This is a genomic window from Roseobacter cerffii, from assembly GCF_054226325.1.
Genome location: NZ_CM135757.1, coordinates 2,863,837 through 2,878,824 on the forward strand (window position 1 = coordinate 2,863,837; position 14,988 = coordinate 2,878,824).

The following is a 14,988-nucleotide window of genomic DNA, read 5'->3' on the forward strand; positions in this document are numbered from 1 at the left end:
CGCAGCCCTGCGGGCCTGATGCGCCCGCCGGTGTCGCGGTGATCTGGCCCGGTTTGCCCCTGCAGGTCTGAAGACCGCACCTCTGGTATGGCGCCATCGCGGCGGACCCGGTCGGCCTGTCGCCGCTCAAGACTGGGGCCGCGCATCGGCGTGCTTCAGCGCAAACTCTGTCAACTTGTCGCGATCCCGATGACTTGGCCCCGGTTTGCGTTAAGAATCAGGCCATTCGGGTTGGGTCGGCGCGGGCGAACACGGCTGCGCGCGGGCATGGTGGAGCTGGCATGGCGGTTTTCCTCAGGCTGACAAACGGGAATATCAACGATCCGTCGTTCTGGGCGGGGCTTGATATCACGATCGACAGCACCATCGACGCGCGCGGCATCAACGACCGGTTCCAGATCACCCTAAATGCCAATTCCATCACCTTCACCGACACCGATAGCGGCGCGGTCACCACCTATACTGACAGCGATATCAATTCGGGGTCGTTCAGCGAGTTTGTGGAGTTTCGCGGCAATGACGCGGACAATGACGTCAGCGGATCGGTCGGGCTGAATGCCGCCGGGTATCGCGGCGGGCGCGGAGACGACACCTTCACCGACGACGGCAGCCTGGGCGGCACCATGCGCGGCGGGCGCGGCGACGACGTGCTGCAGGGTGGAACCGGCAACAACAACATCGACGGCGAGCGGGGCGACGACATCCTGCGCGGCGGCTCGGGCAGCAACAACATCCTGCGCGGCGGCGCGGGAGACGACACGCTCTTTGCCGAAGAGGGCGGCGGCAACCTGGAGGGCGGCAGCGGTGACGATGTGATCATCGCCGGGCTGAACACCGGCTTTGTGCAGGGTGGCAGCGGGGATGACAGCCTGACCGTGCCGCAGGGCTCGACGGTGAACCCCTTTTCGGACACGGGCGGCAATGTGGTGCTGCCCAATGGGCGCAGCTTCACCTATCTCAACATCAACACGGTCACGGTGGCCTGTTTCACCGCCGGAACGCGGTTGCTCACACCGGGCGGCGATGTGCCGGTCGAGGCGCTGGCGGTGGGTGATCTGGTGGAGACGCTGGATCATGGGGCGCGGCCCATCCGCTGGATCGGCACACGCACGGTGCCGGGGCGCGGCGCGCTGGCGCCTGTGACCTTTCGGCCTGGCAGCATTGGCAACCGCGGGCGGTTGCAGGTTTCGCCCCAGCACCGCATCCTGCTCAGCGGCTGGCGGTGCGAGCTGATGTTCCAGTCGGAGGAGGTGCTTTGCGCCGCCAAGCACCTCTGCGATGGCGATCAGGTGTTCTGCGCGCCCTGCGACAGCGTCACCTATTATCATGTGATGTTCGACGCCCATGAGGTGGTTTTTGCCGAAGGCGCGCTGCTGGAGAGCTTCTATGCGGGCGATCACATCTTGGAGGCCGATCGCGAGACCCACGAGGAAATCAGGGCGCTCTTCCCGGAGTTGGGTGAGATGGCCCTGCCCCGCGCGGCCCGGCCCATCGTGAAAGGGTTCGAGGCCCGCACGCTGTTACCGCTGAGTTGAGGTGGGGTGGCCGCGACCCGCGGCATGAGCCCCACGCGCTCACGTAGTAAGATGAGGACGGCGCAGTCGAATTCTGCGATGGTGTCTAGCAAATCAGGACCAAGGCATTACCCACTGCGCCTGGCCGGCATCGCTGGCCCGCCCCCGACCCTCCCCACGGGAGGGGGCTGGCCTCTATTCTTAAACGGAAGCGCTTCAGACTTTCCGATGTTGCTTTAAGAACAAGAGTTCAGCCGTCTCGCTCAACTTACAAGCCCGGCAGCGCCCGGTCAGGCTGCCCTTATCGCACCCGCGCACTTCAAAACGGAATATCGTCACACCCCGTGACAAACTTCGCGACCACCTTCTTGATACCCGCCTTCTCGAAAGCGATCTCGAGCTTGTCGCCCTCGATGCCCTGAATGGCGCCATAGCCGAACTTCTGGTGGAACACGCGCTCGCCCACAGTGAAGCTGGAGACGGCGTTCATGTCGATCACGGTATTCTTGCTCTCGCGCGGCTGGCTCACCGGGCGCTGCTGGCTGCGCGCTTGCAATCGCCGCCATCCGGGTGAGTTGTAGACATTTGCCTCAGCGGCCCGCTCCGCCAGATCGGAACGCAGCGGCTGCATCCCCGCCGCCCCGTATCCGCCGCCGTAGAGGCCAGGTGGCGTCAACACCTCCACATGCTGCTGCGGCAGCTCATCAATAAACCGCGAGGGCATTGAGGACTGCCACTGCCCGAACACCCGCCGGTTCGCGGCAAAGGAGATTGTGCAGACCTCTTCGGCCCGGGTGATACCCACATAGGCGAGCCGCCGCTCCTCTTCCAGGCCCTTGATCCCGCTCTCATCCATCGAGCGTTGCGAGGGGAAAAGCCCATCTTCCCACCCCGGCAGAAAGACCATGGGAAACTCCAGCCCTTTGGCCGCGTGAAGCGTCATGATCGAGACTTTCTCGCCTCCATCATCGCTCTCATTGTCCATGATCAGGCTGACGTGTTCAAGGAATCCCTGAAGGTTTTCAAAGCCTTCCAACGCCTTGACCAGCTCCTTGAGGTTTTCCAGCCGGCCCGGCGCCTCGGGCGTCTTGTCGTTCTGCCAATGCGCGGTATAGCCCGATTCATCGAGGATGATCTCGGCCAGTTCCATATGGTTGAGGTCCGCGTCGCCGAGCATCCGCCCCCAACGGTCGATCCCGTCGATGAGCTTGTCAAGCTCATTGCCGCCCTTGCCGCCGATGCTCTTGGTCTGCACACAGAGCCGCGCGCCTTCCACGAGGCTCACCCCGTTCGAGCGCGCCATGCGCTGGATCGTCTGCTGCGCCTTGTCACCGAGGCCCCGTTTCGGCGTGTTCACGATCCGCTCGAACGCCAGATCATCATCCGGGCTCACGACGATACGGAAATAGGCCATCGCATCGCGGATCTCCATCCGCTCGTAAAACCGCGGCCCGCCGATCACGCGATACGGCAGACCGATGTTTAGGAAGCGGTCCTCGAAAGCCCGCATCTGATGGGACGCCCGCACGAGTATGGCCATCTGGTCCAAACCATAAGGGTTCAACCCACGTGTGCCCTTTTGTGCTGCCAAAACTTCTTCGCTGATCCAGCGCGCTTCCTCTTCGCCGTCCCAATGGCCGATGAGCCGCACCTTCTCGCCTTCGGTGAGATCGGTGAACAGCGTCTTTCCAAGCCGCCCCTCGTTGCCCGCGATCACGCCGGAGGCAGCCGCCAAAATATGCGGCGTCGAGCGATAGTTCTGCTCCAGCCGCACCACATGCGCACCCGGAAAATCCTTTTCAAACCGCAGGATATTGCCCACCTCGGCCCCGCGCCAGCCATAGATCGACTGGTCGTCGTCGCCCACACAGCAGATGTTCTTGTGCCCACCCGCAAGCAGCCGCAGCCACAGATACTGCGCCACATTCGTGTCCTGATACTCGTCCACGAGGATGTAGCGGAACCAACGCTGGTATTGCTCCAGCACATCCCCGTTCGTCTGAAAGATCGTGACCATATGCAGCAGCAGATCGCCGAAATCGGTCGCATTCAGCTCGGTCAGTCGCGTCTGATACTGCGCATAAATCTCCACGCCGCGATGATTATAGGCGCCCGCATCCGCGCCCGGCACCTTCTCGGGCGTCAGCGCCCGGTTTTTCCAACCATCAATAATGCTGGCCAACTGCCGCGCGGGCCAGCGCTTGTCATCAATGTTCTCCGCCGCGACCAGCTGCTTGAGCAGGCGCAGCTGATCATCCGTATCGAGAATGGTGAAATTCGACTTCAGCCCCACCAGCTCCGCATGCCGGCGCAACAGCTTCACGCAGATCGCATGGAAGGTGCCCAGCCAGGGCATCCCCTCGGCGGGCTGCCCCAGCATCTGGCCCACCCGGTTCTTCATCTCGCGCGCGGCCTTGTTGGTGAAGGTCACCGCCAGGATCTCATTGGGCTGCGCCGTGCCCGTCATCAGCAGATGCGCAATCCGCGCGGTCAGCGCCCGGGTCTTGCCCGTGCCCGCACCGGCGAGCATTAGAACCGGCCCGTCGAGCTGCTCCACCGCTTCGCGCTGCGCCGGGTTCAACCCATCCAAGTAAGGCTGCGGCCGCGCCGCCATCGCCCGGGCGGACAGCGAGGCGCCCTCGAAGGCATCCATCTCATCAAAACTGCTCATGATGCCACCCTACAATCCCCCCGGCTCAAGATAAAGACACGTTCTCATATTGTTCCGCGCACCTTGGCTCTTCACCCTTCCAAAAATACTCAAAATCCTCCCGCGGGCCACAATAGACACCGGCACGCATTTGGGTCACCAAGGCCCCATGGACCTGCACAGCCGTTATCCCGCCCTCAGCGACCTGCGTAACAAGGCGCGCCGCCGCCTGCCGCGCTTTGTCTGGGAGTATCTCGACAGCGCCACCGGCGAGGAGCGCACGAAGGCGCGCAACCGCGCGGGGCTCGACCGGATCGGCTTTCTGCCAAGCATCCTGCACGGCGAGTTCGAGCCTGACCTGAGCGTGACGCTCTTCGGCAAGACCCTGCCGCGGCCTTACGGGATCGCGCCCGTCGGCATGTCGGGGCTGATGTGGCCCGACGCGGAAGGCCTCCTCGCGCGCGCCGCGGCGACGGCTCACATCCCTTACACGCTCTCCACCGTCGCCACGCAGTCGCCCGAAGATCTCGCGCCGCATCTGGGCCAGGAGGCCTGGTTCCAGATGTACCCGCCGCGCGATGAGACCATCCGCAGCGACATGCTGGCGCGTGCCAAATCAGCCGGATTTTCAACGCTGGTGTTGACCGTCGATGTGCCCGTGGCCTCGCGGCGCGAACGACAGACGCGCTCCGGGCTCTCACTGCCGCCCCGGCTGACGCCACGCCTCATCGCGCAGGTGGCGGCGCGCCCGGCCTGGGCGCTTGGCATGGCGCGGTGCGGGCTTCCGAAGATGCGCACGCTGGAGAAATACGCCGGTGAGGTGGACACCGCGCTCTCCTCCACCGCCCATGTGGGCTATCTGCTGCGCACCTCGCCCGATTGGGACTATGTGCGCTGGCTGCGCGACGCCTGGGAGGGGCCCTTCGTGGTCAAGGGCGTGCTGCGCGCCGAGGACGCGCCGAAGCTGGCGCAGATCGGTGTCGATGCGCTCTGGGTCTCGAACCACGCAGGCCGCCAGTTCGACGGCGCGCCTGCGGCCATCGACGCCCTGCCGGAGATCCGCGCGGCGACCGACCTGCCGCTGATCTTCGATTCCGGCATCGAAGGCGGGCTCGACATCCTGCGCGCGCTGGCCTCCGGGGCGGATTTCGTAATGCTGGGGCGCTGCTTCCATTACGCGCTCGCCGCGCTCGGCGCAGCTGGGCCCGCGCATCTGATCGATATTCTCGACAAGGACCTCATCGCGAATATGGGACAGCTCGGCGCGCGGACGCTCACCGACCTCCCTGACCCCATCGTGCTGCCTGTCGGGTAAGCAAAGGTCGCTTTACATTTCGGCGCCAAAATGCTGCGTTGCGGCAGAAATCGCGGCCACGTACCCAATAGTACGCGTTTACGGGACGGTTAATACTTCCTAAAGAGACGCATCCGCCGAAGTGAGAGGAGGCCCTTCATGCCCGAATTCCGCAAAATCCTGATCGCAAACCGGGGTGAGATCGCCATCCGCATCATGCGGGCTGCCAATGAAATGGGCAAGAAAACGGTCGCGGTCTATGCGGAAGAGGACAAGCTGGGGCTGCACCGCTTCAAGGCGGATGAGGCCTACCGCATTGGCGAAGGGCTGGGACCGGTGGCGGCCTATCTCTCGATTGACGAGATGATCCGCGTGGCCAAGGCGTCGGGCGCCGATGCGATCCATCCGGGCTATGGGCTGCTCTCCGAGAACCCCGATTTCGTGGACGCCTGCGAGCAAAACGGCATCACCTTCATTGGCCCCAAGGCCGAGACGATGCGCGCGCTAGGGGACAAGGCCAGCGCACGGCGCGTGGCGATGGAGGCGGGCGTGCCCGTGATCCCTGCCACCGAAGTGTTGGGCGACGACATGAAAGCGATCAAGGCGGAGGCCAAGGAGATCGGCTATCCGCTGATGCTCAAGGCCTCCTGGGGCGGGGGCGGGCGCGGGATGCGGCCTATTCAGAAAGAAGCGGAGCTGGAGGAAAAGGTGCTGGAAGGCCGCCGCGAGGCCGAGGCCGCCTTCGGCAACGGCGAGGGGTATCTGGAGAAGATGATCCTCAAGGCGCGCCACGTCGAAGTGCAGATCCTCGGCGATAAGCATGGCGGGATGTATCACCTCTATGAGCGCGACTGCTCGGTGCAGCGGCGCAACCAGAAGGTGGTGGAGCGCGCGCCTGCCCCCTACCTGACCGAGGCGCAGCGCGCGGAGATCTGTGAGCTGGGCTACAAGATCTGCAAGCACGTGAATTACGAATGCGCGGGCACTGTCGAGTTCCTCATGGATATGGCGACGGAGAAGTTCTACTTCATCGAGGTCAACCCGCGCGTACAGGTGGAGCATACGGTCACCGAAGAGGTCACCGGCATCGACATCGTGCAGGCGCAGATCCTCATCGCCGAGGGCAAGAGCATCGCCGAGGCGACCGGCAAGCCGACACAAGAGGACGTGCGGCTGAACGGGCACGCGCTGCAGACCCGGATCACCACGGAAGACCCGCAGAACAACTTCATCCCCGACTATGGCCGCATCACCGCCTTCCGCGAGGCGACCGGCATGGGCATCCGGCTCGACGGTGGTACGGCCTATTCCGGCGGTGTGATCACGCGCTACTACGACAGCCTGCTCGTTAAGGTCACGGCCAAGGCGCAGACGCCCGAGGCGGCGATTGCGCGGATGGATAGAGCCTTGCGGGAATTCCGAATTCGCGGGGTCTCGACGAATATTGCCTTTGTCGAGAACCTGCTGAAGCACCCGACTTTCCTCGACAACACCTATCACACCAAGTTCATCGACGAGACGCCGGAGCTCTTCCAGTTCTCGCGGCGTCGCGACCGGGGCACCAAGGTGCTGACCTATATCGCGGATGTCACGGTGAACGGGCACCCCGAGACGAAGGACCACCCGCGCCCCGGCGCGCAGGTGCGCGACCCACGGCCTCCGGCTTTGAAGGCGGAGCCGATGATGGGCACGCGCAACCTGCTGGAGCAGAAGGGCCCGCAGGCCGTCGCCGACTGGATGGGGCAGCAGCGGCAACTGCTGATCACTGACACGACCATGCGCGACGGGCATCAGAGCTTGCTCGCGACGCGGATGCGCTCGATCGACATGATCCGGGTCGCGCCTGCCTATGCGGCGAACCTGCCGCAGCTTTTCAGCGTCGAATGCTGGGGAGGTGCGACCTTCGATGTCGCTTACCGCTTTTTGCAGGAGTGCCCCTGGCAGCGCCTGCGTGATCTGCGCGCAGCCATGCCCAACGTGATGACGCAGATGCTGCTGCGCGCATCTAACGGCGTCGGCTATACGAATTATCCGGACAATGTGGTCGAGGAATTCGTCCGCGTCGCGGCCAAGACGGGCGTGGATGTCTTCCGTGTGTTCGACAGCCTGAACTGGGTTGAGAACATGCGCGTGGCGATGGACGCGGTGATCGAGAACGGGAAGGTCTGCGAGGCGGCGATCTGTTATACCGGCGATATCAACGACCCGGACCGTGCGAAGTATAATCTGCAGTACTACGTGGACATGGGCAAAGAGCTGCGCGATGCGGGCGCCCATGTGTTGGGGCTGAAGGATATGGCGGGGCTGTTGAAACCCGCCGCCGCGCGCCAATTGGTGCGCGCGCTGAAATCCGAGGTCGGCCTGCCTATTCACTTCCACACCCATGACACCGCCGGTGTGGCTTGTGCCACGATTCTTGCCGCGAGCGAGGCCGGTGTTGATGCGGTCGATTGTGCCATGGACGCGCTCTCGGGCAACACGTCTCAGGCGACCCTCGGCTCGGTGGTCGCAGCACTCAAGCACACCGACCGGGACACCGGGCTCGACACCAAGGCGATCCGCGAAATCTCGGACTATTGGGAAGAAGTGCGCAGCCATTACAAGGCCTTCGAGACGGGCATGCAGGCCCCCTCCTCCGAGGTCTATCTGCACGAGATGCCGGGCGGTCAGTTCACCAACCTCAAGGCCCAGGCGGCGTCGCTGGGCCTCGAAGAGCGCTGGCACGAGGTGGCCCAGACCTATGCGGATGTGAACCAGATGTTTGGTGATATCGTGAAGGTCACGCCGTCGTCGAAGGTGGTGGGTGACATGGCGCTGATGATGGTCTCCCAGGGCCTCACGCGCGCCGATGTGGAGGACCCGGGCACGGATGTGGCCTTCCCCGACAGCGTCATCGACATGATGCGCGGCAACCTTGGCCAGCCTCCCGGCGGGTTCCCGGACGGCATTCTCACCAAGGTGTTAAAGGACGAAAAACCCAACACTGAACGGCCCGGTAAGCACCTTCCCCCTGCCGATCTGGAGGCGCTGCGCAAGGAGGCCTCGGAGGCGATGGAGGGCAAGGAGGTCGATGACGAGGATCTCAGCGGCTACCTGATGTATCCCAAGGTCTTCCTCGACTATATGGGCCGGCACCGCATCTATGGCCCGGTGCGCAGCCTGCCCACCAAGACGTTTTTCTACGGTATGGAGCCGGGCGAGGAGATCAGCGCCGAGATCGACCCCGGCAAGACGCTGGAGATCCGGCTGCAGGCGGTGGGCGAGACCACCGAGGACGGCGAGGTGCGGGTGTTCTTCGAGCTGAACGGTCAACCGCGGGTGATCCGCGTGCCGAACCGGCTGGTCAAATCCAGCACCGCACAGCGGCCCAAGGCGGAAGCCGGCAACGCCAATCACATCGGGGCGCCGATGCCAGGTGTCGTGGCCTCGGTGGCCGCGCAGGCGGGCAAGCCGGTCAAGGAAGGCGATCTGCTGCTGACCATCGAAGCGATGAAGATGGAAACGGGCATTCACGCCGATCGCGACGCGACGGTGAAGGCGGTGCATGTGAGCCCCGGAGGGCAGATCGATGCCAAGGACTTGCTCGTTGAACTGGAGTGACGCCCCCAAGGCCCGGCGCGTGGCACCGCCTGCCCGGCTGAGATCAGCCGGTTGACTGTCAACTTTCGTTGACACACGCATGGCGTGTCCGTTACGCTCGGATCAAGACTCACCGAAGACACGAAGGACGGAAAAAGCCAAGCCCAGGGGGGAGCCATGCCCGAGCCCGGAGGACCGCCAGAGCCTGAGGCTCGGGCGCACTACACGCGAGTGCAATCAGATGTTTTGAAGCTCAAGGCCAGGCTGCCCAACGAGGCCGTGAGCGACATCGTCCGGGAGGTTCTGGACCGCGTCGCCGCCGAGCGCCAAACCAACCGGGACCCGGTGAACCAACCCAGCCGCCGCAAGGTCGAAGCGCTGTGCTATGCGCTGATCTCGGACGAGGCAGACGAAGGCGCGGCCTTTGTCCGCGAGGTGCGCGAGGCGGGCGCAGCGCTGGATGCCATTTACCTTAACTACCTGTCAGAAGCCGCTGTTATACTTGGGGAATGGTGGGATCAGGATCATGTGACCTTCCACGAGGTGACCATCGCGAGCAGCCGTATCTATGCGATCCTGCGCGAATACAGCTATCTGTTTGTGCCGCGTCATCCGGTCGAGGTGAAATCAGCGATCTTTGCGACGGTGCCGGGCGAAATACACACGCTGGGCGTTCATATGGCCGCTGATCTTTTCGGCGAGGAAGGCTGGAACATCGACGTGAAAACCGGCCGCAGCCATGAGGAGTTGATGGCGGAGATCATTGAGAGCCCGATCCGCATTCTGGGCCTGTCGGCGGGCGGTCTGCATTCCGCGGCGGCCCTCGCCCGGCTGGTCATGGCGCTGCGCGTCAGCCGCCCGGACCTGCGTATTTTTCTGAGCGGCCAGATCACCCATGTGGCCCACGACCTGGTGGGCATGATGTGCCTTGATGGTGCGACGACGAGCATTGACGAGGCGCGGGTGATCCTGAAGCAGCTGTGGTCCGGTCTGAATGATGCGCCCCGCCCCGCCTGACGGTGCGTGACGACGGTATAAATTTGCCGCAGAGTGCAATTTCTCTCTTGCAGGGCGCGGCGGCAATGAGTATTCCACGGCTCACCCAAGGAAGCGGGCGTAGCTCAGGGGTAGAGCATAACCTTGCCAAGGTTAGGGTCGGGCGTTCGAATCGCCTCGCCCGCTCCAACATACTCCGGTCTTTGAACCGGACGACATATGGGCCACCTTCGGGTGGCCTTTTGTTTTGCTGCGACGCCGGGTGGCGACGATCCGTTGGACTGACGGGTCATGCGGCGCAGACGCGGTCGGGCTTTGCGCTTTGCGGTCTTTCGAAATCACGCTATGAGAAGGCGGCAGGCCAACCAAAAAATGCATAAAGCACAATGACCAACTTAATTCTGCGGGACCCGAATGTTGTTCTGGTGCACATGCCACGGACCGGCGGGAGCTCTGTCAGAAAGGCGTTGGGCGTGCCGGTCGAGCGGACGTTTTTTGGCCATATCCCCGAGGCTTACGCAGACTGGGAGCGGGTCTCAATCATGCGGGACCCGAAGGCGCGCTTCCTCTCTGCACTGCGACTGTTCAAATATGGCGATGACGCGGAGGGCGACGAAGCGCCGCGCTGGCCTGACCTCACGATCTCGCAGGCGCTCGATGTGCTGGAGGACCCTTGGATCGGGTTTGACCGTAGCCAGCGCAATCTGAGCTGGGACCTCAAGCATCATCTCATTCCGCAGACGCACCCGTTTCACTGCCTGCGTGGTGTGACCCGGCTGCTGCGATCCGAGCGGCTGGAGGAGGATTTTGCACAGATGTGCGCCACGCTTGGGCTGACTGGAACACTGCCGCATCTGCACCGGTCCCGCGAGCCGGAAGGATCAGAGGATATCTGGACGGACACCGACGAGAACCGGTTCCGGGCGCTCTTTGCCGAAGACTACAGGGTGCTGGGATATGAGCCGGATCACCCTACCGAGGTCACGTCCGCGCTGCCGCGGCGCGCCTCTAATCCGGTCTATAGCTTGTGGCCAGCCTATTTCTCGGATAATTCCTTCGAGATCAGCGAGGCCGAGCACGCGCTGCCCGCGCCGGACATCCCGCTGGAGCCCTTTGTCGACACGGTGATCCCCGGGCAGCCCGCGGAAACCTGGGCTGCACGCGACGGCGATCTGAACGTGCATTTCCACAATCTGCAACCGGAGTTCGGCGGCGCCTCGCGGCTGTCGCATCTGCTGGCCTGTGTCATCGTGGTGATCCGGCGCGACGCGGCCTGCGCGCCCGCTCACCGTCTGTTCTGGCGGATCATGGACGAGCAGTTCGATGCCCTGCGCGCCGAATTGTCGCTGCGGTGGTTGATCTCCATCGCCGATACGATTGCGGACTTCGGTCGCGACGACCTTGAACGCACGACCGCTCTCGCTGCGGCGACGGTCGCCAACACCTGTAGATTGTATGAAAGCGAATTGGCCGTATTCTATCCGAAACGGCCGTGGCCGCCCAACGCCCGGGTCTCGTTCAAGAAGGAGCTTTTCGATGGTCTGCGCACCTTCCGGCCCGAACAGGGGGACATGATCGAAACCATGTTCGCCCGCACCTCCAAAATGGCCTATCTGTCGCCTGTCGCGGGAAAGGTGCAGATGGAGGTGATGGAACGGCTGCGCAAAGGGCCCACGGCCTTCGGGCGGTTTCGGCGGATTCTGGGGACTGCGCCCGCCCCATTGCTGGACGAGGACGTCAAGAACCGCATGATGCGCATGATGCGCCGGAAACTGTGATGGGCGCGTTGGGGTAAATGACCGAAATCTACGATCACAGGCTGGTGCTGGGACCACATTCGCCGCTCTCCCTGCCGCTTGAGAAGCTGCTTGGCAGCAACGCGGACCGGCTAAAGGAGGTGCGCGCGGAATTCCCCAAGGTGCGCCTGCACCGCGACACCCTCACCAGTTCGCTGAGCCTGCCGGTCGAGGAACTTGCCGACCCCCTTACCCACCAAGCCTATGTGACCCGGGTGACGACCGACCCCAAAACCAGCTGTCTCATCTACACTTACGGTGCCTTTTTCGGTGGGCGCGAGACGGCCTTGGCGGCAGGTCATCTCTACCCGCGACTGGAGGGCAAGATTGCACCTTTCCGTCAGATGACGACGGGTCATCAGGTGACGATCTTTGTGTGCATTCAGGATTTTGCGCAGTTCGCCGAGGCCGAGTTGATCCGCAGCCCCCATTTCAAGCATCTGACCGAAACCTATCCGGACGGCATGGATTTCTCGTGGGTGCATTTCATCTACCGGATGCGCGAGGCCTGGCCCGAGGCCTTTATCGTGGTCATCCCCGCAGACACGCTGGCCGCCAATTGGGCGGGTGTGGCGGCGTTGATCACCGGGCACCCGTCGACCTACAATTTCAAAAACATTGTCCGCTTTCCGGTGTCGAGCCTGGCTGAGGATGGCCGCGCCCCCTACCTCAAATCCTTTCGCTCGGAGCCGCCCACATCGCTCAGCGAATGGGTCAGCAGAACCACCGCGTTCTTTGACGAATACGGCGCAGATGTGCCGATCATCCGCAAGGTGATCGCAAGCCCCTGGAGCGAGGCACAGGCGGCGCATTCACGGGAACGGTTTGCCACCGACCTCGAGGCGCTGAAATCCATCGACAACGTTCTTGTGGCGCAGGAGCTCGATTGGGACACGTTGTGACCGTCCCGAGAAAGCCAGATATCATCTGCATCGGCGCGCAGAAGGCGGGCACCTCCTGGCTGCACGAGATGTTGTCGTCGCGCCGCGATATCTGGGTGCCGCCGTTCAAGGAGCTGCACTTCTTCGATCACAAGTTCATCGAGGAGTGCCGCCGGTGGACGGCATGGCACGTCAAAAGCGGCCTGAAAACAGCGCGCGAACGGCATCTGGAGCTGCAATCTGTCCCGAACGACGCCTATCTCGCGTATCTCGACCGCCTGCTGAAAGGTCCGATCCTGAATGCGATCTGGTATGAGTACGTGTTCTCTCGCGCTGCCGATCATCAACGCGGCGTCGATGTGACACCGGAGTACTCCTGCCTTCCGGAGAGCGGCATCACATACTTCAACCGCTTTCTGCCCGATGCAAAGCTGATCTATATCATTCGGCACCCGGCCGAGCGGTTGCGGTCGCAAATCCGCATGATGATACAGCGCCGCAGAACCACGCCGACAACCGACAGCGATTGGGCCGAGCTTCTGGAGATGTCGGCGCTCCGGACCCGCGGCGACTATCTCAACAACGTGCCGCGCTGGGACGCGCAGGTGCCGGAAGAGCGTCTGCTCTATCTGCCCTTCGGTGCGATCAAATCCGACCCGCGCGCGGTGCTGCGCCGGATCGAAGAGCATTGCGGCCTGCCCGCTGCGCGTTATCCATCGCCCGACCGTAAGGTGCATCAGACCGATCCCGTGACCCTGCCGGAGGCCGTGGAGGACTGGATCGATGCGCAGGCACGTCCGCAGAACCGCTTCCTCGAAGAGCGTTTTGGGGCGAAGTTTTTCCAAGCGACGCGCTAGGCGCGTCTGCCGTCCTCCGGAGCGACGCGCAGCTGTCTCGCGAGCCTGACACTGCGACGAGATCACGCAGCCTTGAGTTGACAGAGCCGCCGCAAACCGGTTTGGCTTCGCAAATTGTTTTAAGACTTTTCCTGGCCTGTTTTTCCCAGGCCTCACCAGACGCGTATCGGGGGCCCCGCCATGCACGACCAGCTTTTTCGCACATCGCCTTTTGTCATTGGACGGTGGCGCGTTGATCCAAGCGCGCGGTCGCTGACCGACGGCTGCAAGGAAACGCGGCTGTCGCCCCGGGCCTTTTCGGTTCTGGTGGAGCTGTGCGTGGCCGACGGGCGTACGGTGACCCGCGACGCGCTGATGGATGCGGTCTGGCCGAATGTGACGGTCACGGATGAGAGCCTCAGCCAGGCGGTGGCCGAGTTGCGGCGCGGTTTTCGCGGCACCGGCGTCTCAGAGCCCGTGATCGGGACGGTTGCCAAGGCGGGCTATCGGCTGCTGGTCCCGGCCGAACCGGTGGACCCGATGTCGCTGGCGGCCAAGCCCACTGCCCCCGCGATATCGCTTGAGGCCTATACCCGTGTGCTCGACTCACGCACCGCGCTGGCGCGGGGAGACAGGGACGCGGTCACACAGGCCGTGATGCTGAGCCGGGAGGCCGTGGCCCTCTCGCCCGAGGCCGCGATGGCGCAGGCGCAACATGCCATCGCCCTTGCACATCTGGGGCTCTATGGCGGTGGCACGCAGGCAACGCTGATGGAAGCCGCGCAACATGGGCATATCGCCGTGTCCCAGGCCATGCACTGCGCGCTCTCGCACAGCGCCTATGGGTTCAGCCTCGCCGCTCTCGCCAAGACCACGCAGGCCAGCACCGCCTTTGGACGGTGTGTCGAGCTTGGTGATCGCGATGGTGAAGCGCATTATCTCGCCGCCCGCGCCGCCTTTGCCGACCGGCGGCACCGCGCGGCGGCCACCCTTGCCATGCGGGCCGCAGAGCTGACAGCCGATCCGACCCGGGCGCTGTTTCTTGCCGCGCGGGCGGCGAAGACCTTCGATGGATCGCTGTCCTACCGGATTGCGACGGTGTGCAAGCGCGGGCTCGAAGCGCAGCTCGACCTCGACCCGACCGATCCACGCGCGCGGCAGACGCTCGCCCCTGTGCTGGCGCTTCTGGGCAAACCCGACGCCGCGTTCGACGTGCTGTGCGGAGACGGCGCGGGCGAGACCGTGTGCTTCATCCACGACTGCTTTGCGTTTGCCGAGATCGGGGAGCACGACCGTGCCATGGATGCGCTTGTCGCGGCGGTCGAGGGCGGCTATCGCGACCATGCCTGGCTGGCGCAGGACCCGATGCTGAACAGCCTGCGGCGCGACCGCAGGTTCGCTCAGATCACCGAATGCCTGCTCGCCGCCTGAGCCCGCAGCAC

At 63.7% G+C, this 14,988-nt stretch carries 9 protein-coding genes and 1 tRNA gene; 9 read left to right on the forward strand and 1 reads right to left on the reverse strand.

From position 1 onward, the window contains the following. Nucleotides 1-281 precede the first annotated feature (281 nt). The gene (locus ACVC7O_RS13905; RefSeq protein WP_458322715.1) at nucleotides 282-1,535 is read left to right on the forward strand and encodes a Hint domain-containing protein; all 1,254 of its coding nucleotides are present in this window, start codon (nucleotides 282-284) and stop codon (nucleotides 1,533-1,535) included. A gap of 298 nt (nucleotides 1,536-1,833) precedes the next feature. Here ACVC7O_RS13905 and ACVC7O_RS13910 read toward each other — a convergent pair whose 3' ends face one another. Next, complete coding sequence (locus ACVC7O_RS13910) at nucleotides 1,834-4,185, reverse strand: ATP-dependent helicase (RefSeq protein ID WP_458322716.1); 2,352 nt, start codon at nucleotides 4,183-4,185, stop codon at nucleotides 1,834-1,836. A 148-nt stretch (nucleotides 4,186-4,333) separates the two neighbouring features. Here ACVC7O_RS13910 and ACVC7O_RS13915 point away from each other — a divergent pair, with 148 nt between their 5' ends. The 8 genes from ACVC7O_RS13915 (at nucleotide 4,334) to ACVC7O_RS13950 (ending at nucleotide 14,977) form a co-directional block, all read left to right on the forward strand. Further along, on the forward strand, nucleotides 4,334-5,479 hold the full coding sequence (locus ACVC7O_RS13915) for an alpha-hydroxy acid oxidase (protein ID WP_458322717.1): 1,146 nt from the start codon (nucleotides 4,334-4,336) through the stop codon (nucleotides 5,477-5,479). A 138-nt stretch (nucleotides 5,480-5,617) separates the two neighbouring features. Next, a complete protein-coding gene (locus ACVC7O_RS13920) occupies nucleotides 5,618-9,058 on the forward strand; it encodes a pyruvate carboxylase (RefSeq protein WP_458322718.1) in 3,441 nt (1,146 codons plus the stop codon). Nucleotides 9,059-9,214: 156 nt separating this feature from the next. Then, a complete protein-coding gene (locus tag ACVC7O_RS13925; RefSeq protein WP_458322719.1) occupies nucleotides 9,215-10,054 on the forward strand; it encodes a cobalamin B12-binding domain-containing protein in 840 nt (279 codons plus the stop codon). A 93-nt stretch (nucleotides 10,055-10,147) separates the two neighbouring features. Further along, a tRNA-Gly gene (locus ACVC7O_RS13930) sits at nucleotides 10,148-10,222 on the forward strand. 197 nt (nucleotides 10,223-10,419) lie between these two features. Then, nucleotides 10,420-11,811, forward strand: a complete 1,392-nt coding sequence (locus tag ACVC7O_RS13935; protein ID WP_458322720.1) for a hypothetical protein — start codon at nucleotides 10,420-10,422, stop codon at nucleotides 11,809-11,811. A gap of 17 nt (nucleotides 11,812-11,828) precedes the next feature. Next, nucleotides 11,829-12,731 (forward strand): hypothetical protein, encoded by a 903-nt coding sequence (locus ACVC7O_RS13940; protein ID WP_458322721.1) that lies wholly within the window; start codon nucleotides 11,829-11,831, stop codon nucleotides 12,729-12,731. Further along, nucleotides 12,728-13,567, forward strand: a complete 840-nt coding sequence (locus tag ACVC7O_RS13945) for a sulfotransferase family protein (RefSeq protein ID WP_458322722.1) — start codon at nucleotides 12,728-12,730, stop codon at nucleotides 13,565-13,567. Before ACVC7O_RS13940 ends, ACVC7O_RS13945 begins: the two co-directional genes overlap by 4 nt. Before the next feature lie 180 nt (nucleotides 13,568-13,747). Next, nucleotides 13,748-14,977, forward strand: coding sequence for a winged helix-turn-helix domain-containing protein (locus ACVC7O_RS13950; protein ID WP_458322723.1), 1,230 nt, complete (start codon nucleotides 13,748-13,750; stop codon nucleotides 14,975-14,977). The last annotated feature ends 11 nt before the right edge of the window (nucleotides 14,978-14,988 follow it).

Bases quoted from the DNA above. Each gene is read 5' to 3' on its own strand.
- ACVC7O_RS13905 (WP_458322715.1), top strand. From the start codon at position 282: ATGGCGGTTTTCCTCAGGCTGACAAACGGGAATATCAACGATCCGTCG.
- ACVC7O_RS13910 (WP_458322716.1), bottom strand. From the start codon at position 4,185: ATGAGCAGTTTTGATGAGATGGATGCCTTCGAGGGCGCCTCGCTGTCC.
- ACVC7O_RS13915 (WP_458322717.1), top strand. From the start codon at position 4,334: ATGGACCTGCACAGCCGTTATCCCGCCCTCAGCGACCTGCGTAACAAG.
- ACVC7O_RS13920 (WP_458322718.1), top strand. From the start codon at position 5,618: ATGCCCGAATTCCGCAAAATCCTGATCGCAAACCGGGGTGAGATCGCC.
- ACVC7O_RS13925 (WP_458322719.1), top strand. From the start codon at position 9,215: ATGCCCGAGCCCGGAGGACCGCCAGAGCCTGAGGCTCGGGCGCACTAC.
- ACVC7O_RS13935 (WP_458322720.1), top strand. From the start codon at position 10,420: ATGACCAACTTAATTCTGCGGGACCCGAATGTTGTTCTGGTGCACATG.
- ACVC7O_RS13940 (WP_458322721.1), top strand. From the start codon at position 11,829: ATGACCGAAATCTACGATCACAGGCTGGTGCTGGGACCACATTCGCCG.
- ACVC7O_RS13950 (WP_458322723.1), top strand. From the start codon at position 13,748: ATGCACGACCAGCTTTTTCGCACATCGCCTTTTGTCATTGGACGGTGG.